Genomic DNA, 26925 nt, shown 5'->3' with positions numbered 1-26925 from the left:
CACCGCGCGCTCACGAAGCTCAGCAGGGTAGGGGGACGGACGTGCCATGACTCGATCCTCTCAGGGAATCGAGCCTCCATCAGACCCGGAGCGGTTCAGCATGTTCAACCCCTTTGGCGGCAAATGGGCCCTACCTCTGGGCGCCTGAGCCTATACGCGGCAAGCCGAGGGGCTGCCGAGCCGGAGACCGTGCTGCCCGCCCTAAGTGGCCGGGGGTGATCCGACGCCGGTTGGGAGCGGCTCGCGTCGCGCTCGACGGTCCACGGCGACCATGTGCCCGAGGATTCTCCATCCGGACCTGATCGGCCGCCAACTCTGTGGCCCCGTCTGCACGTCGAGCGGTCTCCGACTGCGGGCGGTGGCTGACGACATCGCCGGGGGCCGTTGACTGGATGTCTTTAGATACTTATCGTAATCTAAAGCGGGGTCGACGCTTTGGCCCCCACTCAACCGCCAGCCCAGAAATGAGATCCACCCATGACCACGCAGAACATGACCGCTGTCGTCACCGGCGCGTCCGCCGGCTTGGGTACCGCCTACGCGCAGCGGCTTGCCGACCGGGGCTACGACCTGATCCTGGTGGCCCGGAACACTGCGCGGCTGGAAACGCTGGCGTCGGACATCCGCAGCCGCACGGGCCGCGCAGTGGACGTCGTCACTGCCGACCTCACCGATGTGGCGCAGATCTCCGTGGTCGAGGAGCGTCTACGGACCGACGAGAGCATCGAGGTACTGATCAACAACGCCGGCGGGTCGCTGTTCACGCCGCTGGCAACCTCCGACGCGGCGGCCTCCGAGGCACTGATCAACCTCAACGTGACCTCGCTGACCAGGCTGACCACCGCTGTTCTGCCGGGCCTGACGGCCCGCGGACGCGGCACCGTGGTGAACATCTCCTCTGCCCTGGCCCTCAACATCCTGCCTGTCAGCGCCGTCTACAGCGGCACCAAGAGCTACGTGCTGACGTTCACCCAGGCCCTGCAGCAGGAACTCGCCGAGAGCCCCGTCACGGTGCAGGCCGTGCTGCCGGGCGCTGTCCGCACGGAGTTCTGGGACGGCTCCGGCCTCGACCTCGCGGCGTTCCCCGACGAGTGGATCATGAGCGCGGACGACGCCGTCGACGCGGCGCTCGCCGGCCTCGACGCCGGGGAGCCCGTCACCATCCCGTCACTGCCGGAGATCAGCGACTGGGAGTCGTTCGAGAAGGCACGTCAGACGCTCGTCCCGAACCTGTCGCAGCGGGTCCCGGCCGATCGCTACCGCGGCTGACCGCCGCTCCGACTCCGGTGCGGCAGTCCCCTTGTGACAACGGCACGGCCGCTGCCGCACACGACCGATGCGTCCTGTGGCGTGGGGGAAGACCGACGCACTCGGCCTCCTCCTGCCCCCGCCCGTACGAACAGCCGGGGCCCAGCACCGCATGCATTGGCGGCGGTCATGTGCGCGACTGCACGCCCGTCCGCACCGCCGACTGCCCCTCCACGCAGTCCGCCTTCCACGGTAGAAGGTCACCGGGCCTATCCGGCCGGTCACCGACTACGCGCTGCCCGCGGGGCAGGCAGCCCGCCACCCCGCAGCTCTCTCTCACCCGTAATTGAGGAAACTCCATGTTGAACGCCCTGTGGAACCCGATCGTCGCCGGGGAGATCTCCCTGCCGCACCGGCTTGCGATGGCCCCCATGACGCGGGACCGGTCCACCCCGGAAGGCGTACCCACCGAGCTGAACGCCGAGTACTACGCCCAGCGCGCCTCGCACGCCCTCATCATCACTGAGGGCACCCAGCCCAACGCCGACGGCCAGGGCTACCTCCTGACCCCGGGCATCTACTCCGAGGAGCACATCGCCGGCTGGCGCAAGGTCACCGACGCCGTGCACGGGGTCAACGGACGCATCGTCATCCAGCTCATGCACGTCGGACGGATGTCCCACCCCGACAACACCTCCCACCACCGGCAGCCGGTCGCCCCCTCCCCGGTCCAGCCGGCGGGCACCATGTTCACCCCGTCCGGCCCTCAGGAGATGCCAGTTCCGCGCGAGTTGTCCACCGAGGAGGTCGCCGCGACGGTCGAGGACTTCCGGCGCGCCGCGGCGGCCGCCATCGCGGCCGGCGCCGACGGCGTCGAGATCCACGGCGCCAACGGCTACCTCGTGCACCAGTTCCTCGCCACCAACACCAACCAGCGCACCGACCAGTACGGCGGCTCCATCGACAACCGCATCCGCTTTGCGGTGGAGGTCGCCACCGCGGTGGCGGACGAGATCGGCGCCGGCCGCACCGGCTTCCGGATCTCTCCCGGCAACCCGTTCAACGACATCGCGGAGAGCGACACCCACGAGCTGCACCCGGCACTCGTGCGCGCCCTCGCCCCGCTCGACCTCGCCTACCTGCACATCGGCCACGGCGGCGACGACGAACTCCTGTACACCCTCCGCAAGTTGTGGCCGAACACCTTGGTTCTCAACCGGGCCGGCACCGACATCGCCACCCGCGCGAAGGACATCGAAGACGGCCTGGCCGACATCGTCACCGTCGGCGTGATGGCACTCGCCAACCCCGACCTGGTCGAGCGCATACGCACCGGCGCACCCCTGAACACTCCCGACCCCAACACTTTCTACGGCGGCGGCGAGGCCGGCTACACCGACTACCCCACCCACACCGCCTGACAAACCCCGGCCGTACCGGTCCTGGCGGGCCGGTACGCCCAAATGGTCCCATGGCGGTACCACGTGTCTGAGCACGCTGCTGTTGAACTGAGCCCGGAAGCCATCGAATTCGCGGAATGGCTGACCACAGGGCAGAATCCCCCGTCCGAGTTGGATGCGGCGCGCATCCAGGCGGAGCAAGTCCATCTCGCGGCCCGGGAGCCGGAAGGCGTCACCTATCGGGAGGTGGACGCGGGCGGCGTGCTGGGAATCTGGTGCGAACCCGTCGACGCCAACACCGACTACGTCCTCCTGCACACCCACGCCGGGGGCTCCGTTCTGGCCTCAGCACACGTCGACCGGAAACTCGCCGGCCACATCGCCAAGGCCGCCGGGGCCCCCGTACTGGTCCTGGACTTCCGGCGAGCACCGGAACACACGGCTCAGGTGGACGACGCGGAGGCGGCCTTCAACTGGCTGCTCTCCGAAGGGTATGAGCCGGGGAACATCATCACGATCGGCCACTCGATCGGCGGGTTCATCGCCGTCGCCCTGGCGCTTCGCCTCCGCGACAAGAAGCAGCCGCTGCCCGGCGCCATCGTGTCGATCTCCCCCTGGTGCGACCTCGAGATCGCCAACGAGACCATCGCGACCAACGCCGAGACGGACAAGATACTCAGCAAGGATCTGCTGGAGTTCTTCCGGGAGTCCTGGATCGGCGGCACGGGCATCGAGTTCACGGACACCCGGATCAATCTGAACCGGGCGGACCTGAGCGGTCTGCCCCCGACCCTCGTCTCCTGGGGCACGTACGAGGTCCTGGCCGGCGAGGACGAGGAGTTCGCCGCCCGCGTCAAGGACGCCGGAATCGACACGGCGACCGTGGTGGTCCCGGGAGGCCAGCACTCGTACGTCTACGGTGCCGGCCGGATTCCGGAGACCGACGCCGCCATCGCACAGATCGGCGCGTGGGTCCGGGAGAAGACGAAGATCTGACCTGAGCGACCCCGGGGAAGTTCAGGCACGCCCCCACGCCGCCCGGCACGCACTCTCGGCGTGCCGGAGGACGCGGGAACGCACCCGCACTTCCCCGGACCCACTTAGCGGTACGGGCGCGGCAGTTGCAAGATCCGCGCGCCTGCTGGATCGGGACGGTGGACGGACGCCGACATGGCCTGCGGTGGCGCGCGGGTCCGCGACGCCCGCGATCTCGTCCCGGTCCGGCAGACGACGGTTGGGACGGCCGACCACGACGGCGGCTTCAGCTACGCGCGCACCGCCGCGCGCGACCAAGCTCGCCGACTCTCGGGTCACCGTCCGGGCCGAGGATCCGTCGCGTCCGGTCGGCAGCGACGTCGCCGCAGCCGTCGACGACGTCCTCACCGTGCTGCGGGCGGCCGTCGCCGATGTCTCCGGCGGTCCGGCTACGGCCATCCCGGTGCGCAGAGGCAGGAGCGGACTGCCCATCGGTCTGCAGGCCATGGGCCCGAGCAGGGGCGATCTCACCACCATCGAGTTCGCGGCTCTGCTGGGGCGCGAAGTGGACGGCTTCGTGTCGCCTCCGGACTTCGTCCAGACGTGACCTACCCCGCCTTCGTCCCACCCCGAGAACCAGGAGAACGACGATGCACAGCCCGACCCGCAATGTGCCACGCATCCTGGCGGATTCCGCGTCCCGGTACCCGGAGCGCACCGCAATCGTCTTCGGTGACGACCACATCACGTACAGAGCTCTCGACGCCGCGGCCAACCGCGTCGCGAACCTGCTCGTCTCGCGCGGCATCCAACCGGGGGACAAGGTCGCACTGTCCTGCCCCAACCTTCTCCACTTCACCAGCGTCTACTTCGGCATCCTCAAGGCCGGGCGGCGGTCGTGCCGCTGAACGTGCTGTTGAAGGCTCGCGAGGTCGCCTACCACCTCACCGACTCCGACGCGAAGGCGTACTTCGCGTTCGAAGGCACGGCGGAGCTGCCGATCGGGCAGACCGCGTGGGAGGGATTCCAGGCCACCGAGGGCTGTAGCGAGTTCTTCCTGATCGAGGGCGGTGGCGCGCCGTGGGCCGGGGGCGGGACGCCGGAGTCGTACGCCGCGGTCGTCACCGAGCAGCCGGTGACGTTCCGGACGGTCGAGCGCGACGAGGACGACACCGCGGTGGTCCTCTACACCTCCGGCACTACCGGCCGGCCCAAGGGCGCGGAACTGCGTCACCGCAACACGTACGACAACGCGCTCGTCAGCCGCATCCTGTTCGCCGCCGACCCCGAGCGCCCCGACACCTACCGGTGTGCGTTGCCGCTGTTCCATTCCTTCGGCCAGACCGTGATCCAGAACGGCGCTCTCGCCTTCGGCGGCACGATCGTGATGCAGCCGAGGTTTGAGGCGCGGTCAGCCCTGCGTCTCATGCTCGACCACGACGTGACGTACTTCGCCGGCGTTCCGACGATGTACTGGGGTCTTCTCGCCGCCTCGACGACACGGTCGACGTCGCCCGCCTGGCCGCGAATCTTCGCGTGGCCGGTGGCTCAGCGCTGCCCGGCGAGATCACAAGCAGTTCAAGGACCGCTTCGGCGTCACGATCCTCGAGGGATACGGACTCTCCGAAACCTCCCCGATCGCCTCCTTCTCCCGGTTCGGAGAGGAGCCCCGCGTCGGGTCGATCGGCGTGCCGATCCCGGGCGTGGAGATGAAACTGATCCGCGACGACTGGCCCGAGGTCGAGGGCGGCCCCGGCGAGATCGGGGAGATCGGGGAGATCGCGATCAAGGGGCACAACGTCATGAAGGGCTACTACAAACGGCCCGAGGCGACGGCCGAGGCGACGGCCGAGGCGATCAGGGAGGGCTGGTTCCGCTCCGGGGACCTCGCCCGCAAGGACGAGGACGGCTTCTGCTACATCGTCGACCGATCCAAAGACATGATCATCCGAGGCGGCTTCAACGTCTGCCCGCGCGAGGTCGAGGAAGTGCTCATGGAGCACTCCGCCGTCTCACTGGTCGCCGTCATCGGCGTACCGCACGAATCCCACGGTCAGGAGGTCAAGGCCGTCGTGGTGAAGAAGGCCGGGAGCGGCACAACCAAGGAGGAGCTCGCCGCCTGGGCGAAGGAGCGGCTCGCCGCGTACAAGTACCCGCGCGTCGTCCAGTTCGTCGACGAACTGCCCTTGACGTCCACCGGCAAGATCCTCAAACGCGAACTCGCCTGAGCGCCTCGGCGATATCGACGTGCCATGCCAAGGCACCCGTCCCCACCGAAGGACAACCACCCATGACCTCCTGTCCGACCACCTGATCCTGCCCAACGGTCAAGTGCTGTCGAACCAGATCATGAAATCCGCGTTGCGCGAGGCACTCGCCGACAAGCGCAACGCCCCGGACCGCCGCCTTCGGCAAGCATGACCGCCGGGGCCTGCGGCGACCCGGTCCCGGATCGTGTCCGGTCCCGCGCGGCGAAGCGATCTGAGAGCGGCGGAGTACACGGCACTCAGCTGATGTCTCACCGCTGTCCGGCCCGCGATCGCGAGGCCGATGGCTCACGACCGGAGGCGGGCGCCTGTTCCCAGCCGGGCGGTGACGTCACGGGGAGTCAGGGTGGAGTGCTCCGCGGAGCACTCGACGACGACGCGGACCGGGGCGTCGCAGTCGGTGTGGCGGACGTCCAGTACGGGGCCCTCGGGGCCGAGGGCGTATGCCTCGCCCCACTGGCTGAGCGCCATCAGGACGGGCCACAGGTCCCAGCCCTTGCGGGTCAGGCGGTACTCGTTGCGGGAGCGGCTGCCGGGCTCCTGGTAGGGGACGGTCTTGAGGATGCCGGCCGAGGTCAGCTTGCGGAGGCGGTTGCTGAGGACGGCTTCCGACAGGCCGATGTGGCGGTGGAAGTCGTCGAAGCGGCGGACGCCGTTGACGGCGTCACGCAGGATCAGCAGCGTCCATTTCTCCCCGATCACGTCGAGCGTGCGCTGGACGGGGCAGTTCTCCGTGCTCGCCTCAAGCCACTCCATTCCGCCATCGTAAGGGAGCTGACTTCGCCATTGACAGCCAGGTGAACAAAAGTCTAGCTTCACTTGAAAAAGTCAGCTGACAGGCAGAGGGAAGGGCACTGGACCGTGGGGCGAACGCGTACGTACCAATGGGAAGATCCCGCGATCCTGGCGGAGGCCGCCGGGCGCATGGCCGGCATCGACTTCCTGCGCGAGCTGCATGCGGGGCGACTGCCGGGGCCGCCCATCAACTACGCCATCGACTTCACCCTGGACGAGGTGGAACCCGGCAGGGCGGTCTTCTCCCTGACGCCGGGAGAGGAGCACTACAACCCGATCGGCAGCGTGCACGGCGGCATCTTCGCCACCCTGCTCGACTCGGCGGCGGGCTGCGCCGTCCAGTCCACCCTCCCGCAAGGCATGGCGTACACCTCGCTCGACCTGACCGTGAAGTTCCTGCGACCGATCACCGTGGACACGGGCCCGGTGCGCGCCATCGGCACAGTGGTCAGCAAGGGCCGCCAAACCGCCCTCGCCCAGGCCCAGTTGGTCGACGCGACGGACCGCCTGCTCGCCCACGCCACCAGCAGCTGCATGCTCTTCCCGGTACCCGCCCCTCGGGTGTGACTCCGCAGACAGGGGCCTCGGTCCGTGGGGGCAGCCGGGGCAACAGGGAGTGCATCGATATTCCGCTCGGCGGCGGCCCGCTGCCCCTTGGTGGCTCGTCGATTGTGAGGCTGGTGTGTGTCGCAGCCATGCCTGGGCGCCCGGGGGGAGACGCCCCCCTCGGGCGCCGGGTGCTCTGCTCAGGCGGTGTGGGTGGGGAGTCGGTGCAGCCGGCAGCGCCGCTGCCGTAGAAGGTGTTGGGGTCGGGGGCGTTGGCGCGTAGGCGCTCGCCCGTCGTCCTTGCCGCAGAGGGCGACTGGTAGCGAGGCGGCAGACCGTCGCCGCTGTCGACCATTTGGATTACGTTCGCAATACCATAGGCTGGTGAAGCCGGTGAAGGGCAACAGGCCCTTCCGGTCGGCGAAGGAGCGTGTGCTGTGGTGCGGTACGGAAAAGAGCACAAGTCGGAGACGAGGCGCCGGATCATCGAGACGGCGGGCCGCCGGCTCAAGCAAGACGGTATCGACGGCTCCGGGGTCTCGACGCTCATGAAGGACGCGGGGCTGACCAATGGGGCCTTCTACGCTCACTTCAAATCCAAAGATGACCTCGTCACCACGGCAATCGCCGAGCAGTTGAAGGTGCAGGCCGAGAATGTCGTCGCGCGGGCTGCGCCTGGCCGTGCCGGACTCGAGCAGATTGTGCGCGGGTACCTGTCGCCCCAGCACCGCGACAGCCTTGGCGACGGCTGCCCCAACGCTGCTCTGCTCGACGAGATCGGGCGCTGCACCGGCACAACCAGGCAGGCGTACACCGACGGCGTGCTGGTCCTCATCGACGGCATTGCCGCCCGCATGGCGCCCGAGGACCCGTCCTCCGCACGTGTGAGGGCGCTCAGCCTTCTCGGTCTGATGGCCGGGACACTGCAGCTTTCCCGCGCCTTGACCGACAGTCAACTCGCCAAAGAGCTCCTCGATCAGGGGATCAGCAATGCCCTCGCCCTGCTGGACGCCGGGCAGCGCGTCTGACGCACCCAACCCCAATCCCAGCCCCAGGCCGTGGCTCTCGGGGGAGCGGTCCGAAGCCGGCAGGTTCTCTCCAGCTGGGACGCAGCCGACGCCACTGGGGATCACCTCCTGCGCCGCCAGCAGCTGCATGCTCTTTCCATTTCCTGCGCCCTGAACCGCGACGGGCATTTCACGGCTCGCACCGGGCAGTGCTCCCGGCCGAGGCCGAGGCCGAGGCCGCGGCCACGGTTGACGGCCGTACCACCGCACGTACGCATCAATTCGCCCTGGCCGAATGCGGGGAGCCGCGCGTTCCGTGCGCTGCCGCGACTCTCGTGCTGCTTCTGCTGCCGATCACCCAGGGAAACGAGTGGGGCTGGTCCTCACTGAGTACGATCGGCTGCTTCGCCGGTGCCGCCGCCATGAGCGCTGTATGGGTGCTGGTCGAGCGGCAGGTGCCGGAACCGCTGGTCGACATGCGGATGTTCGCCTACCGGCCGGTTCCATCTCCCGTTCCACTGGCAGCGCCATCGGCAGCGCGGTGATCACCACCGTGCCGACCTCCAAGAGCGTCGGGCACCTCCCCGCCGGCTCCCCGGCGCTGCCCGTCGAATCGCAGTTCACCCTCGGCTTCGTCCTCGCCGGGGTGGCCGTCGCGCTGATAGCGCTGGTCGCCTGGTTCGGCCTGCGGCACATCTGGGTGGCACAGCACCATGCCGCCGAAGCGGCGGCGGACCGGGTTGCCGTGACCGAGTCCGAGGTGCTGCCCGGGAGCAGGTAGGAGGCCCGTACGGAGCCCTGGCGCGGCGGCGTCAGAACAGGGCTTTCGCCTCTGGCGTCGCTGCGGACACCGTCACTGCGGACCGGACCGGACCGGACCTGGCCTGACTGGCCGATCACCGTGCACCGCCCGGGGCAGACCCGCCTTCGCGACCGGGCGGCTGCCGGCGGAATTGTGTGCGGGCAGTTGTGTGCAGCGGTCGGTAGAAGGTCGCGGAGCTGTCCTGCATGAGCCGAGCCGCCGTGTCGGCGCTGGTGAACACGCTGGAACGGGACGGCCTGGTGAGCAAGGAGCGCGCCTCCTACGACGGGCGCGCTGTCCAGCTCGGCCTCACCGAGGCCGGCCTGCATGCGATCACCACTGCCTTCCAGGCACACAACGCACGTGAACAGGAGTGGGCGGGCGCCCTCAGTGAGGACGAGCAGCAGACCCTCAACGAGTTGCTCGGCAAGCTGACCGCGCACTCCGCGCACTTCGACGTCCGGCATCGGAACTGAGGGGTTTTCCAGGGCAACGAGCCAATGGCAGGCGTCCTGCCTGGCGGACGGCGACTGCTTCGCCGCCCAAGCCGCCTACCCGAGCCGACCGCACTTGCGGCACGGGCGCTCGAAACCGTCGGCCGGCGGCGCCGACCCACTCCAGGAGCTTGACCTGGCGCAGGGTGATGTCCGTGAACGGCTCCAGCCCGGGTGGACGGCGGGGGTGCGGTCCGGGGCGAGTACGGGGTCGACGGTCGTGGGTGCGAGTGTGCGGCGGCCAGGGGCGTACACGGCTGAAGCAGGTGCGGGGATGTCGGCGATCGCGATCAGGGTTGTGCCGAGCAGACCTCCATGACATTACGGTCGTAATATAAAAACTTCGGGAGGTAGTCATGACAGCCAATCGGCCGGTGGCACTCGTGACGGGCGCGTCCTCGGGCTCGGCAACGCGACAGTGCACGCACTCGTCGAGGCGGGGTTCGACGTGGTCGGGACGAGCCGGAAGGCGTCGGGGAGCACTTCCAGTGGCGGTGTGACGTTCCTCGACCTCGACGTGACCAGCGACGACTCGGTGAGCAGCGTCGTCCAGCAGGTGATCGAGCGGTTCGGGCGGATCGACGTCCTGGTCAACAACGCCGGGCTCGGCATCGACGGCGCCGCCGAGGAAATCTCCGTCGCCCAGGCACAGCGCGTGTTCGATGTGAACGTCTTCGGCCTCATGCGCATGACCAAGGCCGTCCTGCCGCACATGCGCGGCCGGGGCCGCGGACGCGTCATCAACATCTCCTCCTTGGGCGGGTTCGTCGGCAACCCCTTCATGTCCGTCTACATCGCGACCAAGCATGCGGTCGAGGGCTATACCGAGTCCCTGGACCACGAGATCCGCGAGCATGGTGTTCGGGTCCTGCGCGTCCAGCCCGGCCCCCTCAACACCCCGTTCGACGCGAATTCGGTGCAGGCCGACACCCCTGTGCCGGTATACGCCCACCAACGGGCCATCTACGACGAGGTGATACAGGAGGGGCTGAGGGGCGGCGACGATCCCGCCGCCATCGCCAAGGTGGTCGTCGCGGCAGCGACCGACCGGAAGCCGAAACTGAGCTATCCCGCCGGCTCGCTTGCCCCACGCCTCAAAGTGCTGCGCCGCATCCTCCCCGCCCGGACCTTCGACAAGTCCGTGCGCAAGTTCAACCGGATGACCCCCTGACAGCCACGGGCCGGGGATCAGCGTGCGACTCGATCGGCTCGCGCCTGAGAATGATCACGATGCACGTTGACCGTCGCGCGCCCTCGGCGCGGGGGCGTTGTCAGTGCCCAGGTGCATGCTGAAACGGATGAGTGCTCACATCCGGGACCAGGACGGGCTGATACGGCGGGGCATCCCAATTCCCCGCTGACGCCGGAAGGGCGTCGCCGATTATGCGAACGTGTGGACGCTGGGCGTCCGATCGCGCACGTCGCCGCTGAGGCCGGGATATCCCACCGCTGCCTGGCGAAGTGGTACGCCCGTCGGCAAGCGCACGGCGAAGACGGTCTGCTGGATCACTCCTCCCGGCCGGCCAGCAGCCCCATCCGAAGCCCAGAGGACATCGCGGACCTGGCAAGCGCTACGGCGGCAGACCAAGCACCGGCCCACTCGCCTTGCCGCCGACCTCAAGCGGCTGCATGGCGTCACGGTCGCGCCAGCCACCGTGCACCGCATTCTCGTGCGGCGAGGACTCAACCGCCTGCGTGACCTCGACCCGCCGACCGGCGAGCAACTGCGCGACGTCATCCGTCGCACCGGCTTTATAGCCGTCCGTCCCCACTCTCGACGCCGACCACCCGCCGGGTGGCCGGACGATTCCGTACACCCTCGACGAGGGAAAGAACGAGGACCCGATGAGTGCCTTCCACCCCGATCTCACACGAGGTCGCTTCATCCCCAATGTGTCCTGCGGACGTCTGTCGTCGCGCATCGTGCGGAGCGTGAAGTGGCGCTCGACCGATCCAGGGCCGGACGTCACGGTTCAGGAGATCGTCGTGCCCGGGCCGAAGGACGCACCGTCCGTCTCGCTTCGCGTCTTCCAGCCGACCGGCTTGAAGGCAGCGGCTCCGGCGCTGCTCTGGGTACACGGAGGCGGGCTGATCTTCGGCGCACCCGAGCAGGACGACCGTACGAACATCGCCTTCGCCCGCGAGCTCGGCATCACCGTCGCCGCGGTTCGTTATCGACTGGGGCCGGACCATCCCGCGCCCGCCGCGGTCGAGGACGCCTACGCCGCGCTGCGTGGACTGGCCGAGCGCGCGGGCGACCTGCACATCGACATCGATCGCATCGCGATCGGCGGTGCCAGCGCAGGCGGCGGAATCGCCGCGGCCCTCGCGCTGCTCGCCCATGACCGGGCCGAGATCCGGCCGGTGTTCCAACTGCTCCTCCACTCCATGCTGGACGACCGCACTACGACGAGAACCGACCTGGACACCCTCAAGGTGCGCGTCTGGACGCCCAAGAGCAACCGGTACGGCTGGTCGTCCTACCTCGGCGACGCCGTCGCGGGCCCGGACGTCTCCCCGTACTCGGCCACAGCCCGCCGCAAGGATCTCACCGGTCTTCCTCCGGCCTGGATCGGCGTCGGCACCCTCGATCTCTTCCACGACGAAGACGTCGAGTATGCGCGTCGGCTGAGTGACAGCGGCGTCCCCTGCGACCTCGACATCGTCCCCGGCGCTTTCCACGGCTTCGACTTGGTGTTTCCCAAGGCCGAGGTCTCGCGGGAGTTCTGGCGCCGGCAGGCACGGGCGCTGAAGGGCGCACTGTGGGCCGACCGAAAGTGAAGGCAGATCGACATGCAGATCGCGGAGAGGGTTTTCGTCCTCACGGCGGCGGGATTCTTCCCGGCGGCGGGGGCACAGAACACCTGCCCCGACTCATCGGACGGGATCGGGCACTCGAAGCCATCCTCAGCGGCAATGACTACGACGCCGACACGGCAGAACGCTACGGATGGGTGACCCGCACCGTCGCCGACGCCGAACTGGACGGCTTCGTGGGCGGTGTGGCAACCCGGCTGGCGTCATTCGACAAGACGGCGCTGGCAGCCGCCAAGGCTCAGGTCAACCGGGCGACGCTCCCGCCCGATGCCGACCTGCGAGCGGCCTACACGCAATTCCTGAGCTCTCTGACCTGGCCAGGGGTCCAGGCACTCCTGCCTCAGTTCGAGAAGCTCGCTGCCGAAAAGGGTCCCGAAGAGCTGGAACTCCGCTTGGGCCACTACCTAGGCATCGCACGTCAGGAGAGCCGGTGAACACCGCCTGACGAAGAACCCCGGCACTTGAGGGGGCACCGCCCTCCTTGACCACCCGGATGCGGACCGGTGCGACCTCGCCAAGATCGCAGCCGTCCTGCGGGTCGCGGTAGCGGGCGGGTCGTCACTGCCCGTCGAGGTCCTCACCGAGTTCGAGAAACGCTTCGACGTCCCGATCCTGGAGGGTTTTCGGCATGTCGGAGACCAGTGGGGTGGCCACCTTCAACCATCGGGACCATCCCCGTGAACAGGGCTCGGTCGGCCTGCCGCTCTGGGGTGTTCAAGTCCGAAGTGGTGCGTGAGGACGGCACAGAGGCCGCCGTCGACGAGTGCGGCGGTTGATGCGAGGACTGGCGGTGGTGGTCTCGGTCACCTGCTCGTCGTCCGCTCGTGATCTTTCCCGTACTGCATCCCACGTTTCCTGGATCTTTCCCGGACCGCCGGAGGTGAGCACTTGCCATCGGCCGACGATCCCTCTATGGTCATACGATCGTAATTCAATGACCCAAGGAGCCTGTGATGGCGATAACTCGGCCGGTGGCACTCGTGACGGGAGCGTCCTCGGGGATCGGCAAGGAGGCGGCCCGCGCCCTCGTCGCGGCGGGGTTCGAGGTGATCGGCACCGGCCGCAAAACCTCCGGGCTCACCCCGCCCGCCGGTGTGAGCTACCTCGACCTCGACGTGGCGAGCGATGAATCCGCCACCGCCGTGGTCGAGCAGGCGATCGACCGGCTCGGACGCATCGACGTCCTGGTCAACAACGCCGGTATCGGCTCGGCGGGCGCCGTCGAGGAGAACTCCCTCGCCCAGGCCCAGAGCGTCTTCAATATCAACGTCTTCGGTGTCATGCGTATGACGAAGGCCGTCCTGCCGCACATGCGCGCCCAGGGAGGCGGACGCGTCATCAACATCTCGTCCGTCCTCGGCGTCGTCCCCCAGCCCTTCATGGCCCTCTACGTCGCCTCCAAGCACGCCATCGAGGGCTACTCCGAGTCGCTGGACCACGAGGTCCGCGAGCACGGCGTCCGGGTCCTGATCGTCCAGCCCGCCTACACCAAGACCAGCTTCGACGCCAACGCCGCGCAGCCCGAAATCCCCCTTGCCCTGTACGCGGAGCGACGGCGCGACTTCGACGCGATGATCGCGCAGGCGATGAAGGACGGCGACGACCCCGCCGTCGTCGCCAAAGCGATCGTCACCGCGGCCACCGACAAGAAGCCCAAGCTGCGCTACACCGCCGGCCCGCTCGCCTCACGCGTCACCACCGCGCGCCGCCTCGTCCCCGCCGGAACGTTCGACAAGCAGATCCGCAAGACCAACCGGATGCCCGCCTGACATCCCCGTCCGGCTTCAAGGGGGCCGATTCCGCCCGGATGTCTCCGATGCATCCGACATCTCTGGCATTCCTGATGTTCCCGAAAGTCCACCACACACCCGCCAGACCGGAACCAGCCGACACGATGCCAACGGCCCACAGCACACGCTGGCACCATGAAGTCCCCCTTCGCATACGCCACATCGTGCCCGACGGGCAGAGCGGAATGCAGGGAAGTTTGACCATCCACTCAACGGTGACAGGCCGAGTTGCACGGCCGCTTGCTCGGAGCCAGCGTCCTCCTCTCGTCGTAATCATCACGGAAGCGCGGTCACAACCATCTGAGACGCTCAGTCACACGCGCCGATAGTTGGCAATGCGTAGCGATAGTTGGCCGCGCGCTCCTCGGTGATCACCTGAGCTGCGGTTCTGTCGCCGGAGGCGCAGATTCCAGTGTCCGGCTGGCCAACTATCGCGGCGTGAAGTGGCCACCTGCGGTTGAGCACAGGCCCGTGAGCAGCCCATTCATCGGGAGGGCTGGCCACCTACCGCCGGAAGTCACAGGCCACTGTGACGCTCAGCGATGGCCCGCGGTCACAGTTGTCCCGTTGGGTTGCGTCCACGGAAGTGGTGTACGGGTTCGACCTGATCCGGGGGTTTGCACCGGCATCGGAGTGGAGCCCGCATAGACGAACGGCCACCGGCTGATCTTCGAGGTGTCGAAGCCCGAAGGAGATCTGACGCCCGATGCCGGTGGCAGACTGAGGTCCGTGATGGATCAGGTACTGACAGGCGTTAGCGTGGTCGGTGCTGAAGGCGAGGACCGTGCTGGTTCGGTGCTGAGTCCAGGGGCGAACTAGGGGGAAACATGCAGGTCGGAGCGGCGTCTTGAGAATTCTGCACACTTCCGACTGGCATCTCGGCCGGGCGTTCCACCGGGTCAACATGCTCGGGGCCCAGGCCGAGTTCATCGGTCACCTCGTCACCACCGTGCGTGAGCGCGGCGTGGACGCGGTGGTCGTGTCGGGGGACGTGTACGACCGGGCGGTGCCGCCCCTCGCCGCGGTCGAGCTGTTCGACGATGCCCTGCACCGGCTCGCCGACCTCGGTGTGCCGACGGTGATGATCTCCGGGAACCACGACTCGGCGCGCCGGCTCGGCGTGGGCGCGGGGCTGATCGGGCGTGCGGGCATCCATCTGCGGACCGAGCCCTCGGCGTGCGGCACACCGGTCGTGCTCCAGGACGACTTCGGCGACGTGGCCTTCTACGGCCTGCCCTATCTCGAACCCGCCCTGGTGAAGGACGAGTTCGGCGTCGACAGGCCCGGGCACGAGGCCGTGCTGGCCGCCGCCATGGACCGGGTGCGCGCCGACCTCGCCACACGCGCGCGTGGCACGCGGTCGGTCGTCCTCGCGCACGCCTTCGTCACCGGGGGTGAGGCCAGCGACAGTGAGCGGGACATCACCGTCGGCGGGGTGGCCGCGGTGCCCGCCGGCGTCTTCGACGGCGTCGACTACGCGGCGCTGGGCCATCTGCACGGCAGCCAGACCATCACCGATCGCGTGCGCTACTCGGGCTCGCCGCTGCCGTACTCCTTCTCGGAGGCCGACCACCGCAAGAGCATGTGGCTGGTCGACCTGGATGCCGGCGGCGCGGTCACGGCCGAGCGTGTCGACTGTCCGGTGCCGCGTGCCCTGGCCCGGATCCGGGGGACGCTGGAGGAACTGCTCGCCGATGCCGGGCTCGCGCGGCACGAGGAGGCGTGGGTCGAGGCGACGCTCACGGACGCCGTGCGCCCGGCGGACCCCATGGCCCGTCTCGCCGAGCGCTTCCCGCACGCACTCAGCCTCGTCTTCGACCCCGAGCGGGCGTCGGACGATCCCGACGTGTCCTATGCGCAGCGGCTCGCGGGCCGGAGCGACCAGGAGATCGCGGAGGACTTCGTGGCACATGTACGGGGCGCCGGGCCCGACGAGCACGAACAAGGCGTGCTGCGGGACGTGTTCGACGCGGTGCGGGCCGACGAGGCCGTGCGGGAGGTGGCGCGATGAGGCTCCATCGCCTCGACGTGATGGCTTTCGGGCCCTTCGGCGGCTCTCAGACCGTCGACTTCGACGCGCTGTCGGCGGCCGGGCTCTTCCTGCTGCACGGACCGACCGGCGCCGGCAAGACCTCCGTCCTGGACGCCGTCTGCTACGCGCTCTACGGCTCCGTGCCGGGCGCCCGGCAGAGCGGCCAGGGCGGCATGAACCTGCGCAGCGACCACGCGGCGGCCGGCACGCGCACGGAGGTCCGCCTCGAACTCACCGTCGCCGGACGCCGGTTGGAGGTCACCCGGCAACCGCCCTGGGAGCGCCCCAAGAAACGCGGCTCCGGTACGACGCTCGACAAGGCGCAGAGCTGGCTGCGCGAGTACGACGCGCGGGCAGGGGCCTGGAAGGACCTCAGCCGCTCGCACCAGGAGATCGGCGAGGAGGTCACCCAGCTGCTCGGCATGAGCCGTGAGCAGTTCTGCCAGGTCGTCCTGCTGCCCCAGGGCGACTTCGCCCGGTTCCTGCGCGCCGACGCCGAGGCCCGCGGCAAGCTGCTGGGCCGCCTCTTCGACACCCACCGCTTCGCCGAGGTCGAAAAGCGCCTCGCCGAGCGCCGAAGGGCGGCCGAGGCCCAGGTCCGGGACGGCGACGCCGCCCTGCTGGCCGACGCCCACCGGATGCAGCAGGCGGCGGGCGACGCCATGCAGCTGCCCGACCTCGCACCGGGCGAGCCCGGCCTCGCCGAGGCCGTCCTCGGTGCCGCCGCCGTCGCCCGCAGCACCGCCCGCGAACAGCTGACCGTCGCCCACTGCCGCCTCCTGGCCGCCGAGTCCGCCCAGGCCGCCGCTGACCACACCCGGGCCGACGTACGCGAAGTGGAGCGGCTGCAGCGGCGGTTCGCCGAGGCGCGCGAGCGGGCCCGGCTGCTTCAGGAGCGGGCCGACGCGTACCGGGAGGCGCAGGCACGCATGGAGCGGGCCCGCAAGGCCGAGGCGGTGGCGCCGGCGCTGGAGCTGCGGGAGGCCATCGACGCCGAACACCGGCAGGCGGCCGTGGCGGAGGCACGCGCGCGTGCGTTGCTGCGAGGCGCCTTCGGCGAAGGGGGCGCGGGAGGCACGGGAGGAGAGGCAGGAGAGGGAGGAGAGAGAGTCGGGACATACGGGGACACGGGGACCCGGACGCCCGACACCTTCGGCGACGCCGGTGCCGCCGGGCTCGCCGCCGCCGCGCGTCGGGTCGCCGAGGAGCTGGGCGGGCTGGAGTCGGCCCGGCGCGGTGAGCAGCGGCTGGCCGAACTCGTCGCGGAGCGCGCGGACCTGGACCGCCAGGAGCGGGCGGACGACGAGGTCCGGCTGGATGCGGAGGCCTGGCTCGCCGGGTGGGAGGAGACCCGGACCGGACTGCAGGCCCGTATCGAGTCCGCGCAGGAGGCCGCGAGCCGCGCCGACCAGCTGGCCGTGCAGCGCGAGCCCGCGCGCCGGCAGCTCGCCGCCGCGCGGATGCGTGACCAGCTGGCCGGTGACACGGAAACGGCCGCCCGACAGGCCTCCGACGCCCAGGAGGAGGCGCTGAAGGCCAAGGCGCACTGGCTGGACGTCAAGGAACAGCGCCTGAACGGCATCGCCGCCGAACTCGCCGCACAGCTCCAGGACGGCGAACCCTGCGCTGTCTGCGGCGCCACCGACCACCCCGCACCCGCCCGCAAGGACGTCGGACACGTCGACCGGGAAGCCGAGGAGCGGGCACAGGCCGCGTACCAGCAGGCTGAGGAACGGCACGCCGAGAACGAACGGCGCCTGGGCGTCGTACGGGAAGCCCTGGCCGCCGCCAGTGCCGAGGCCGGCGACCTGCCGACGAGCCAACTCGCGGAAGCCGCCGACAAGTTGGAGCAGCTGTTCACGCAGGCCCGCAGGGACGCCTCGACGCTGCACTCCGTCCACGAGGAGCTGCGTCAGGCCGAGGCGGAACACGAGCGGCGCACTGCCGCCCACCAGCAGGCGGCCGTCCGAGCCGCCGCCCGGGTCGGTCACCGCGAACGGCTGGACCGCGAGAAGGGCGCCCTGGAAGCGGAGTTGTCCCAAGCCCGCGGTGCCGCCGACAGCGTGGCCGCGCGGGCCGCGCAGTTGGAGCGGCAGGTCGCGCTGCTCACCGACGCGGCCGACACCGCGCGCGTCGCCGAGGACACCGCCCAGCGACTCAAGGACGCCGACGCCCGCCTGGCCGACGCCGCTTTCAGGGCGGGCTTCGACACCCCGCAGGCCGCGGCCGCCGCGCTCCTCGACGACGCCGCGCACCGCGACCTCCAGCGACGGCTCGACGCCTGGCAGTCCGAGGAGGCCGCCGTACGCGCCGTCCTCGCCGAGGCCGACACCGCGGCCGCCGCCCAGCAGCCGCCCGCCGACCTCGTTTCCGCGGAGCGTGCCGCTTCCGCCGCGGCGCAGCGCGTCCGCGACGCCTCCTCCGCGCGCGACGCGGCCGCCCGACGCTGCACCGAGCTCGACCGGCTGTCCACCCGCGCGGCCACCGCCGTACGCCAACTCGCCCCGCTGCGCCGGGAGTACGACCGCGTGGCCCGCCTCGCCGCGCTCACGGCCGGCACCTCGGCGGACAACGAACGCAAGATGCGCCTGGAGGCGTATGTGCTGGCGGCACGCCTGGAACAGGTCGCCGCAGCCGCGACCGTACGGCTGCAGCGCATGTCGTCCGGCCGCTACACCCTCGTCCACTCCGACAACCGGGCCGGCCGCGGCCGCAGCGGGCTCGGCCTGCACGTCGTCGACGCCTGGACGGGGCGCGAGCGGGACACCGCGACGCTGTCGGGCGGCGAGACGTTCTTCGCCTCCCTCGCCCTCGCCCTCGGGCTCGCGGACGTCGTCACCGACGAGGCCGGTGGGGTCCGCCTCGACACCCTCTTCATCGACGAGGGCTTCGGCAGCCTCGACGACCAGACCCTCGACGAGGTGCTCGACGTTCTCGACTCCCTGCGGGAGCGGGACCGCAGCGTGGGGATCGTCAGCCATGTCGCCGATCTGCGGCGGCGGATCCATGCGCAGTTGGAGGTGGTGAAGGGGAGATCGGGGTCGGTGCTGCGGCAGCGGGGCGGCGGGTGACGTCAGTGGCCCAGCGGCCGGCGGGGCAGGGGGGATGAGTAGACGACGCTCGTCGTCACCGAGCCCAGCGTGCCGATCCTGCCGGACACCTCCTCCAGGTGCCGCATCGACCGCGCGGCGACCTTGATGACGAAGCAGTCGTCGCCCGTCACATGGTGTGCCTCCAGGATCTCCGGTGTCGCGGCGACCAGGTCGTGGAACGGCTTGTAGTTGCCGTTCGGATAGCGAAGGCGCACGAAGGCCAGGATCGGCAGGCCGAGCCGTTCGGGGTCGACGACCGCCGCGTACCCCTGGATGACGCCCGCCTCCTCCAGCCGCCGCACCCGTTCCGTGACCGCGCTCGCGGACATGGAGACGGCACGGGCCAGCTCGGCGAAGCTGGCGCGGCCCTCGCGCTGGAGGACATCGAGGATGCGCCAGTCGGTGGCGTCCGGGGAATAGGAGGTCATGGGCGAGAGATAGCAGGGAAATCACCGGCAGATCAAGGAGAACGCCGGGGATCTGCACTTCAAGGAGTGGATCACTGGCCATAGATTTCTGGTCATGACGACTACTGCTCTCACCACTGCCAACCCGGTCCTGCGCGTCGCCCCCGCCGCTCCCGCCGAGGCCGCCGCGTACTTCCGGGCGAGCCTCGCCTTCCACGCGGACGTCTCCGACGTCGCCGCCGCACTCGCCCAGGACGGCGACCCCGGGTTCGTCGTCGTGGACTCCCGTTCCACCGAGTCCTGGGACCAGGGCCACATCCCGGGCGCGATCCACCTTCCCACCGCCCTCGTCCCCGAACAGGCCGAGCAGCTCCTCGACAGGTCCGTGCCCGTCGTGACGTACTGCTGGGGCCCCGGCTGCAACGGTGCGACCCGCGCCGCCCTCGCCCTCGCCGAACTCGGCTACCAGGTCAAGGAGATGCTCGGCGGCTTCGAGTACTGGGCGCGCGAGGGCTTCGAGTTCGAGACCTGGCAGGGCCGCGAGCGCCGCACCGCCGACCCGCTCACGGCACCGGTGGAGGCCGAGAACTGCGGGTGCTGAGCGGAAGTCGATCGCGGTGAGAGGACGAGCCCGCGGTGCGTGTAGGTTCTGCTGCCATGGTGCGATACGCGGAACAGGGCGCGGTGGAGTGGGTGGAGTCGGGCGGCGGCCCCCTGATAGCCGTGCCTGAGACAGTGCTGCCGTTCTGGGCCGGCGCCGACGGCGACGAGACGGCCTCGGACTACGACCGGGCCTGCGAGGTCGACGGGTCCGTCGGACTCCTGCCCGTGGGCGACAGCGCGGCGCTGGTGTTCGGTGACGAGCCCGCCTCGACTTCCTATCTGCCCGAGCACGGCACGTTCGTACGCTGGTGCGCGGCCGATTCCGAGGAGGAGCTCCTGGCCCGGGTTCCGGCCGCGCTCGCCACGGCGGTCTGGGAACACGAGGTGCGCTGGAACGTGCCGGGAACGGTGGTCCTGTTCGACTCGGCCTGGCCGGGACCGGAGACGGAACGGACCGAGCATCTGCGGGTGGCTCTGGAGCCGGGGGCGTACGCGGTCCGTGCCGCCCAGGTGAAGCCCGGCCCGGAGACCTGGCTGGGGCTCGTCCAGCTCCGGCGGCTGCCGCACTGACCCTGCGGGCCCGCGCCGATAACCAGGTGCGCCGCGCCCCGGCGTTGCCCATCATGAACTGCCATGCCCCGACTCCCGCACCCCGCCCCCGAGGCCCTGCGCCGTGACCCTCTGCCCCTGCGCGGCCGGACCGCCCTGGTCACCGGGGCCGGCAGACGCGCCGGCATCGGTCATGCCGTGGCCCGGCGGCTCGCCGCGTACGGGGCGAGTGTCTATCTGCACCACCATGTGCCACACGACGCCGCCATGCCCTGGGGAGCCGACCGCCCCGAGGAGGTCGTCGCCTCCGTGCGGGAGGCGCTCGGCGACCCGGAGGCCCGGGTCCTCGCGGGCCCCGGCGATCTCTCCGACCCGGCCGCGCCCGCCGAACTGGTCGCCACGGCCGCCGTGGCGCTCGGCGGGCGGCTCGACATCCTGATCGCCAACCACGCGCTTAGCGGCTCCGACGGCACCCTCGAAGAGGTCGACGCCGCGATGCTCGACGCGCACTGGGCGGTCGACACCCGCTCGGTGCTGCTGCTCGTCCAGGCCCATGCCCGGCTGAGGCCGGCCGGCCCCGGCGGCCGTGTCGTGATGATGACCTCCGGCCAGGACATCGCGGGCGGCATGCCCGGTGAGATCGCCTACGCCCTCCAGAAGGGCGCCCTCGCCTCGATCACCCGCTCCCTGTCGACCACGCTCGCCGGGCAGGGGATCACGGTGAACACCGTCAACCCCGGCCCTGTGGACACGGACTACCTGACCGGCGAGGCATACGAGGCGGTGGCGGCCCGCTTTCCCGCCGGCCGGTGGGGCATGCCGGACGACCCGGCCCGCCTCATCGCCTGGCTGGCGACGGACGAGGCGGGCTGGATCACCGGACAGGTCATCGACTCCGAGGGCGGATTCCGGCGCTGATCACAGCACCGGCTCCGAGGGCGGATTCACGGCGTCCGCCGATCAGAGTGCGGACAGCTCGTCCACCAGGTCGTCCAGGCCCAGAGAACCCTGGGACAGGGCCGCCATGTGCCAGGCCTTGAGGTCGAAGGCGTCGCCGTGCCGCTCGCGCGCCTTGTCGCGGCCCAGCAGCCACGCCCGCTCGCCGAGCTTGTAGCCGATGGCCTGGCCCGGGATCGTCAGATACCGGGTCAGCTCGCTCTCCACGAAGTCCGCGGGACGGCTGCTGTGCGTGCCGAAGAACTCCTGGGCCAGCTCCGGAGTCCAGCGCTCACCCGGGTGGAACGGGGACTCGGCCGGGATCTGAAGCTCCAGGTGCATGCCGATGTCGACGATGACGCGGGCGGCCCGCATCATCTGCGCGTCGAGGTAACCGAGCCGGTGCTCCGGGTCGGTGAGGAAGCCGAGCTCGTCCATGAGCCGCTCCGCGTACAGCGCCCAGCCCTCGGCGTTGGCGCTGACCCCGCCGATGGTGGCCTGGTAGCGGGAGAGGCTTCCGGCGACGTACGTCCACTGCGCGAGCTGGAGGTGATGGCCGGGGACGCCCTCGTGGTACCAGGTCGAGACCAGGTCGTAGACCGGGAAGCGGGTCTGGCCCATCGTCGGCAGCCAGGTACGGCCCGGCCGCGAGAAGTCCTCCGACGGCGGCGTGTAGTACGGCGCCGCCGCACCGCCGGGCGGGGCGATGCACGACTCCACCTTGCGTACCGGCTCGGCGAGTTCGAAGTGCGTGCCGTCCAGCTTCTCGATCGCCTCGTCCATCAGGCCCTGAAGCCACTCGCGGACCTCGTCGACGCCCTCGATGTGATGGCCGTGCTCGTCGAGGTGCGCAAGGGCCACCCACGGCGTCACGGCGCCCGGGAGGATCTTCTCAGCCTCCTTCTTCATCTCGCCGAGCAGCCGGTGGTACTCGGACCAGCCGTACGCGTACGCCTCGTCCAGGTCGAGGTCGATGCCGTTGAAGTAACGGGCCCAGCGGGCGTAGCGCTCGCGGCCCACCGTGTTCGGCGCGCCCTCGATCGCGGGCTCGTACACGTCGCGCATCCAGTCCCGCAGCTCCACCACGGCGGCCGTCGCCCCGCGGGCGGCCTCGTCCAGCTCCGCGCGCAGCGACTCGGGACCGTCCGAGGCGAAGTCCTCGAACCAGCCGCGCCCCTCGCCGGTGTCGGACCACTCGGTGAGCTGCTCGATGAACGTGGCGGTCGGCCGCGGGGCCGCGTACAGCTTGCGCTCCAGGCCCAGCGCGAGAGCCTCGCGGTAGCCGGCGTACGCGGTCGGCACCGCGCGCAGCCGCTCGGCGATCGCCGCCCAGTCCTCGTCGGTCTGATTCGGTGTGACCGTGAAGATCTCGCGCACCGAGTGCGCGGGCGTGGCCATGTTTCCGACCGTGCGCAGGCCCTCGTCGGCCTCGTGCACGGCGAGTTCCGCGGTCAGCCGCTCGCGCAGCAGGCGCGCACACCGGCGCTCGATGTCACTGTCCGCGCCGGGCCGGCGCTCGGCCTCGTCGAGCCGAGCGAGCGTGGCCCGCGCGAGGTCCGCGAGCGCCTCCTGGCCCGCGGGCGAGAGGTCGGGGAGCTTGCTCGAACTCTCCTTCACGCCGAGATACGTACCGGTGACCGGGTCGAGGGCGATGAGCTCGTCGACATAGGCGTCGGCGACCTCACGGGGCAGCGGGCTGTTGGTCTCTGACATGCGGTCCATCCTCATACGACGACCGGTGCCGCGTCAGCCCGGTTCCACCGGCCCCTGCCCCGATCAGCCGGATTTCGCTGAGGGCGTGGTTCCCGGCGCGTCGGGTGGCAACAGCGGCCCGCAGTCCCACTGCTGGAAGATCAACCGCGTCTCCACCCGCGCCACCTCACGCTGGGACGTGAACTCGTCCAGCACCAGCCGCTGCAGATCCGCCATGTCCGCGACCGCGACATGGACGAGATAGTCGTCCGGCCCGGTGAGATGGAAGACGGTCAGCGACTCCGACAGCGCACGGATCCGCTCCACGAACGGCCCCACCAGCTCCCGCCGATGCGGCCTGACCTGCACCGACAGCAGCGCCTGAAGCCCTCGGCCGAGCTTGCCCGGATCCAGCCGGAGCTGATGGCCGAGGATCACGCCCGCACGGCGCAGCCGCGTCACCCGGTCCAGACAGGTCGACGGCGCGACCCCGACCTGCGCGGCGAGATCGCGGTAGGTGGTCCGGGCGTCGTTCTGCAGAAGCCGCAGCAGATGCAGGTCGACCGGATCCAGTACGACAGATTCAGCCATTGGCCGAACGTAGCACGGGGTTCCGCCGTCGGGACCCGGCCGGTGTTCAGTCTTCCGCCCATGGACTCAGCGAGCAGAGAGGCATACGACGGTATGCACGGGTACGACGATGTACGCACCGCACCGAGAGCCCTTGCCACCGAGGCCGTGCACGCCGGCCGCGATGACCTCGCACGGCAGGGACTGCACGCTCCGCCGATCGACCTGTCGACCACCTACCCCTCCTACGACAGTCGCGGCGAGGCCGCCCGCATCGACGCGTTCGCCACGACCGGCGCGGAGCCGGACGGCCCGCCCGTCTACGGCCGCCTGGGTAATCCGACGGTCGCCCGCTTCGAGACCGCCCTGGCCCGCCTTGAGGGCACCGAGGCGGCGGTCGCCTTCGCCAGCGGGATGGCGGCGCTGAGCGCGGTTCTTCTCGTACGGGCCTCGATGGGCCTGCGCCACGTCGTCGCCGTACGTCCGCTGTACGGCTGCAGCGACCATCTGCTCACCGCCGGACTGCTGGGCTCGGAGGTGACCTGGACCGACCCGGCCGGGATCGCGGAGGCCCTGCGTCCGGACACGGGCCTGGTGATGGTCGAGTCTCCGGCGAATCCCACGCTCGCCGAGGTGGACCTGCGGGCGGTGGCCCATGCCTGCGGCTCGGTGCCGCTGCTCGCGGACAACACCTTCGCCACGCCCGTGCTCCAGCGCCCCGCCGAACAGGGCGCACGGCTCGTGCTGCACAGTGCCACCAAGTACCTCGGCGGGCACGGGGACGTGATGGCGGGCGTGGTGGCCTGCGACGAGGAGTTCGCCGGACGGCTGCGGCAGATACGGTTCGCCACGGGCGGCGTCCTGCACCCGCTGGCCGGTTACCTGCTGTTGCGCGGCTTGTCCACCCTGCCGGTGCGCGTCCGGGCCGCCTCCGCGACCGCCGCCGAACTCGCCCGCCGCCTCACCGCCGACCCGCGCGTCGCCCGTGTCCACTACCCGCGCATCGGCGGCGCCATGATCGCCTTCGAGGTGCACGACGACCCGCACGAGGTCATCGCCGGCGTCCGCCTGATCACCCCCGCCGTCAGCCTCGGCAGCGTCGACACCTTGATCCAGCACCCGGCGTCCATCAGCCACCGCATCGTGGACGAGGGCGACCGCCGGGATGCCGGGGTGAGCGACCGGTTGTTGCGGATGTCGGTGGGCTTGGAGGACGTGGAGGACCTCTGGGCGGATCTGGACCGGGCGCTGGGGCGCCCCGCAAGGGGCACGGGGCCGTATCAACATGCGGCTCCGCCGCGGGGCGCGACCAGCCACAACGAACCCGCAGCCGCCAGCCGTCACTAGTCCCTACGGCGCTCAGGCCTTACCCAACTCACCCGCACTCGACAGTCGCTCCGCAACCTCGACCGCGCCGTCCTCCGGCTGAACCGGCGGAGCCAGTCGGGCCGTGATGACCAGGGTCCCCTCCTCGATCTGATAATCGAGGGGGAGCCCCAGCCCACGCATCGCGGCGACCATCCCGGTGTTGGACGACTGCGTCACGGCGTACACACTCTCGCAGCCCGCATCAACGGCCATCCCCACCAGCCTGCGCAGCAACTCGCTGCCGATGCCGCGCCGCTGCCACGCGTCCTCGACGAGCAGCGCGACCTCCGTCTCGTCGCCGTCCCACAGCAGATGACCGAGCCCGACGATGCGCCCCGACGCGGTCTGCACGGCGAGGGTCCGCCCGAACCGCGGACTGAGCAGATGGTTGAGATAGCGGTCGGCATCGCCGATCGGCCCGTGGTACCGCATCCCGAGCGTCCGCGCCGAGCACCGCTCGTGCATCTCCTTGGCGTCCTGAAGGTCACCGGTGTCCGCCCGGCGCACGGTGATCTCGTTGCCCTCGGGCAGCGTCAGCACGTCCTGGCTGCGCGGCACGCGCGGGCCGAGCCGGGCGTCCAGCTCCACCAGTGCCCGCGCCCGCGCGAACTCGGTCGGCGTGAACGGCAGATACGGCCGCTCCACAGTGATCACTCCGCCTTCCGGCGCCCGCAGCCGCATCACGGTGTCCTCCAGAGCCCCTTCCGTCGCTACCGGCTCCGGCCCCCGGCCACCCCCGGCCGGCACGGCGGGCAGCGACCGGATGGTGCACCGGCCCAGCAACTGCCGCAGCGCCAGAGGTAGTTCGGCCGCGTCCAGGGCGGTACGGGTGGCGAGGCCGAGCACCCGGGTCGGTGCGTCCACCAGGTCATGGGCGTCGGCCCGCTCGATCCAGGTACCGGCGCCGCCGGCCACCGAGACCGCACGGGTGATCTCGGCCGCCGCGAGCCCGCCGGGCGCACGCAGCAGGAACTCGTCCACCGTGCCGTCGGCCAGCGGATGCGTCTGCAGGCTCAGGATGTCCACCCGCAGCTCGGCGAGCGCCGTGCACAGCGCGGCCAGCGATCCCGGTTCGTCCTTCACCGTCGTCCGCATCCGCCACAGCGCACTGTCCCCGGGCGCCGGCGCGGCCGCATCCTGCGACCGGTCGGACGGTCCGGCGTCCGACTGCCCGGCCCGCTTCTCGGAGCGTGGCCGGGCACCGGTATCGCCCGTCGGCGGTGCGTGACCGTGGCGCCGTGCCCACCATGTGTGGAACCCCGCCGTGGCGACCAGCACGACCGCCGAGGCCAGCAGCAGCGTCGGTCCGTCGGGCCCGTGCCCGATCAGGTTCGCCACGGCGTCGGCCACCGCCACCGCCGTGAAGAGCGCGGCGAGTTCGATGACGTCACGCCGCCAGTGGTGTACAGGACGTCCGTGCTTCGCACGCGTCACATCAGACATGTCTCGACTCATGCACCCACTGTGAAGGAGCGGTGTTGCGTGATCACGAACGGTTTGTGACCGGGCGGTAAAGAACCCTTATGCCTATTTTG

The 26925-nt window shown here is 70.3% G+C and carries 26 protein-coding genes and 3 pseudogenes; 23 read left to right on the top strand and 6 right to left on the bottom strand.

The window, feature by feature from the left end; genetic code table 11:
* Positions 1 to 477: 477 nt before the first annotated feature.
* From ADL12_RS22190 to ADL12_RS56620, 7 genes and pseudogenes are all read left to right on the top strand, one after another.
* Positions 478 to 1269, top strand: coding sequence for an SDR family NAD(P)-dependent oxidoreductase (locus ADL12_RS22190; RefSeq protein WP_062704427.1), 792 nt, complete (start codon positions 478 to 480; stop codon positions 1267 to 1269).
* Positions 1270 to 1607: 338 nt separating this feature from the next.
* On the top strand, positions 1608 to 2669 hold the full coding sequence (locus tag ADL12_RS22185) for an alkene reductase (protein ID WP_062704426.1): 1062 nt from the start codon (positions 1608 to 1610) through the stop codon (positions 2667 to 2669).
* A 63-nt stretch (positions 2670 to 2732) separates the two neighbouring features.
* Complete coding sequence (locus tag ADL12_RS22180) at positions 2733 to 3644, top strand: alpha/beta fold hydrolase (protein ID WP_244188004.1); 912 nt, start codon at positions 2733 to 2735, stop codon at positions 3642 to 3644.
* Between the two features lie 238 nt (positions 3645 to 3882).
* The gene (locus tag ADL12_RS22175; protein ID WP_062704424.1) at positions 3883 to 4230 is read left to right on the top strand and encodes a hypothetical protein; all 348 of its coding nucleotides are present in this window, start codon (positions 3883 to 3885) and stop codon (positions 4228 to 4230) included.
* A 43-nt stretch (positions 4231 to 4273) separates the two neighbouring features.
* Positions 4274 to 5061 (top strand): annotated as a pseudogene (locus ADL12_RS57750) (AMP-binding protein); the annotation flags it as partial.
* Between the two features lie 142 nt (positions 5062 to 5203).
* A pseudogene (locus ADL12_RS58135) lies at positions 5204 to 5428 on the top strand (AMP-binding protein); the annotation flags it as partial.
* Entirely contained in the window at positions 5426 to 5851 is a 426-nt protein-coding gene (locus tag ADL12_RS56620; RefSeq protein WP_341846373.1) for an AMP-binding enzyme, read from the top strand. The pseudogene ADL12_RS58135 and the gene ADL12_RS56620, both read left to right, overlap by 3 nt.
* A 327-nt stretch (positions 5852 to 6178) precedes the next feature.
* On the opposite strand, the gene ADL12_RS22165 is transcribed toward ADL12_RS56620, so the two are convergent.
* Positions 6179 to 6646: a winged helix-turn-helix transcriptional regulator gene (locus ADL12_RS22165; RefSeq protein WP_062704423.1), complete on the bottom strand. Its 468-nt coding sequence runs from the start codon at positions 6644 to 6646 to the stop codon at positions 6179 to 6181.
* 105 nt (positions 6647 to 6751) lie between these two features.
* Here ADL12_RS22165 and ADL12_RS22160 point away from each other — a divergent pair, with 105 nt between their 5' ends.
* From ADL12_RS22160 to ADL12_RS58525, 7 genes and pseudogenes are all read left to right on the top strand, one after another.
* Complete coding sequence (locus ADL12_RS22160) at positions 6752 to 7252, top strand: PaaI family thioesterase (RefSeq protein ID WP_062704422.1); 501 nt, start codon at positions 6752 to 6754, stop codon at positions 7250 to 7252.
* A gap of 416 nt (positions 7253 to 7668) precedes the next feature.
* Positions 7669 to 8259 (top strand): TetR/AcrR family transcriptional regulator, encoded by a 591-nt coding sequence (locus ADL12_RS22155; protein ID WP_062704421.1) that lies wholly within the window; start codon positions 7669 to 7671, stop codon positions 8257 to 8259.
* Between the two features lie 314 nt (positions 8260 to 8573).
* The gene (locus tag ADL12_RS58130) at positions 8574 to 8783 is read left to right on the top strand and encodes a hypothetical protein (RefSeq protein WP_208614590.1); all 210 of its coding nucleotides are present in this window, start codon (positions 8574 to 8576) and stop codon (positions 8781 to 8783) included.
* Entirely contained in the window at positions 8780 to 9019 is a 240-nt protein-coding gene (locus tag ADL12_RS58125) for a hypothetical protein (protein WP_062704419.1), read from the top strand. Before ADL12_RS58130 ends, ADL12_RS58125 begins: the two co-directional genes overlap by 4 nt.
* A gap of 227 nt (positions 9020 to 9246) precedes the next feature.
* A complete protein-coding gene (locus tag ADL12_RS22140) occupies positions 9247 to 9516 on the top strand; it encodes a MarR family winged helix-turn-helix transcriptional regulator (protein WP_062704418.1) in 270 nt (89 codons plus the stop codon).
* A 436-nt stretch (positions 9517 to 9952) separates the two neighbouring features.
* Positions 9953 to 10705 (top strand): oxidoreductase, encoded by a 753-nt coding sequence (locus tag ADL12_RS22135; protein WP_425265132.1) that lies wholly within the window; start codon positions 9953 to 9955, stop codon positions 10703 to 10705.
* A 111-nt stretch (positions 10706 to 10816) separates the two neighbouring features.
* Positions 10817 to 11089 (top strand): annotated as a pseudogene (locus tag ADL12_RS58525) (leucine zipper domain-containing protein); the annotation flags it as partial.
* A gap of 16 nt (positions 11090 to 11105) precedes the next feature.
* Here ADL12_RS58525 and ADL12_RS56610 read toward each other — a convergent pair.
* Positions 11106 to 11306 carry a hypothetical protein gene (locus ADL12_RS56610; protein WP_062704417.1) on the bottom strand — a complete coding sequence of 67 codons (201 nt, stop codon included), beginning with the start codon at positions 11304 to 11306 and terminating at the stop codon, positions 11106 to 11108.
* Between the two features lie 160 nt (positions 11307 to 11466).
* Between ADL12_RS56610 and ADL12_RS56605 the strand changes: the two genes are divergently transcribed.
* The 5 genes from ADL12_RS56605 to ADL12_RS22105 all read left to right on the top strand — a co-directional run bounded on the left by ADL12_RS56605 (position 11467) and on the right by ADL12_RS22105 (position 19244).
* Complete coding sequence (locus tag ADL12_RS56605; RefSeq protein ID WP_244188003.1) at positions 11467 to 12315, top strand: alpha/beta hydrolase; 849 nt, start codon at positions 11467 to 11469, stop codon at positions 12313 to 12315.
* Positions 12297 to 12785, top strand: a complete 489-nt coding sequence (locus tag ADL12_RS50765) for an enoyl-CoA hydratase/isomerase family protein (protein ID WP_341846372.1) — start codon at positions 12297 to 12299, stop codon at positions 12783 to 12785. Before ADL12_RS56605 ends, ADL12_RS50765 begins: the two co-directional genes overlap by 19 nt.
* A 519-nt stretch (positions 12786 to 13304) precedes the next feature.
* Complete coding sequence (locus tag ADL12_RS22115; RefSeq protein ID WP_079052198.1) at positions 13305 to 14120, top strand: oxidoreductase; 816 nt, start codon at positions 13305 to 13307, stop codon at positions 14118 to 14120.
* Between the two features lie 868 nt (positions 14121 to 14988).
* On the top strand, positions 14989 to 16152 hold the full coding sequence (locus ADL12_RS22110) for an exonuclease SbcCD subunit D (RefSeq protein WP_062704414.1): 1164 nt from the start codon (positions 14989 to 14991) through the stop codon (positions 16150 to 16152).
* Complete coding sequence (locus ADL12_RS22105) at positions 16149 to 19244, top strand: AAA family ATPase (protein ID WP_062704413.1); 3096 nt, start codon at positions 16149 to 16151, stop codon at positions 19242 to 19244. Before ADL12_RS22110 ends, ADL12_RS22105 begins: the two co-directional genes overlap by 4 nt.
* Positions 19245 to 19246: 2 nt before the next feature.
* Here the strand turns inward: ADL12_RS22105 and ADL12_RS22100 are convergent, their stop codons facing one another.
* Complete coding sequence (locus tag ADL12_RS22100; RefSeq protein WP_062704412.1) at positions 19247 to 19693, bottom strand: Lrp/AsnC family transcriptional regulator; 447 nt, start codon at positions 19691 to 19693, stop codon at positions 19247 to 19249.
* A 94-nt stretch (positions 19694 to 19787) separates the two neighbouring features.
* Between ADL12_RS22100 and ADL12_RS22095 the strand changes: the two genes are divergently transcribed.
* The 3 genes from ADL12_RS22095 (at position 19788) to ADL12_RS22085 (ending at position 21742) form a co-directional block, all read left to right on the top strand.
* Positions 19788 to 20273, top strand: coding sequence for a rhodanese-like domain-containing protein (locus ADL12_RS22095; protein WP_062704411.1), 486 nt, complete (start codon positions 19788 to 19790; stop codon positions 20271 to 20273).
* A gap of 56 nt (positions 20274 to 20329) precedes the next feature.
* Positions 20330 to 20845, top strand: a complete 516-nt coding sequence (locus ADL12_RS22090; protein ID WP_062704410.1) for an immunity 21 family protein — start codon at positions 20330 to 20332, stop codon at positions 20843 to 20845.
* 63 nt (positions 20846 to 20908) lie between these two features.
* Positions 20909 to 21742 (top strand): SDR family oxidoreductase, encoded by an 834-nt coding sequence (locus ADL12_RS22085; protein WP_062704409.1) that lies wholly within the window; start codon positions 20909 to 20911, stop codon positions 21740 to 21742.
* Between the two features lie 42 nt (positions 21743 to 21784).
* On the opposite strand, the gene ADL12_RS22080 is transcribed toward ADL12_RS22085, so the two are convergent.
* Together ADL12_RS22080 and ADL12_RS22075 are read right to left on the bottom strand one after the other, a co-directional pair.
* Positions 21785 to 23473, bottom strand: coding sequence for a DUF885 domain-containing protein (locus ADL12_RS22080; protein ID WP_062704408.1), 1689 nt, complete (start codon positions 23471 to 23473; stop codon positions 21785 to 21787).
* Positions 23474 to 23536: 63 nt separating this feature from the next.
* Positions 23537 to 24043 (bottom strand): Lrp/AsnC family transcriptional regulator, encoded by a 507-nt coding sequence (locus ADL12_RS22075; protein ID WP_062704407.1) that lies wholly within the window; start codon positions 24041 to 24043, stop codon positions 23537 to 23539.
* Positions 24044 to 24136: 93 nt separating this feature from the next.
* On the opposite strand from ADL12_RS22075, the gene ADL12_RS22070 reads away from it, so the two are divergent.
* On the top strand, positions 24137 to 25369 hold the full coding sequence (locus ADL12_RS22070) for a trans-sulfuration enzyme family protein (RefSeq protein WP_107119986.1): 1233 nt from the start codon (positions 24137 to 24139) through the stop codon (positions 25367 to 25369).
* 12 nt (positions 25370 to 25381) lie between these two features.
* Here ADL12_RS22070 and ADL12_RS22065 read toward each other — a convergent pair whose 3' ends face one another.
* A complete protein-coding gene (locus ADL12_RS22065; protein WP_244188002.1) occupies positions 25382 to 26833 on the bottom strand; it encodes a GNAT family N-acetyltransferase in 1452 nt (483 codons plus the stop codon).
* Positions 26834 to 26925 lie beyond the last annotated feature (92 nt).

It is taken from the genome of Streptomyces regalis, from assembly GCF_001509475.1.
In the GTDB taxonomy this organism is placed as follows: domain Bacteria; phylum Actinomycetota; class Actinomycetes; order Streptomycetales; family Streptomycetaceae; genus Streptomyces; species Streptomyces regalis.
Note: the sequence above shows the minus strand (reverse complement) of the source record. Positions and strands in the feature narration are given on the sequence as shown.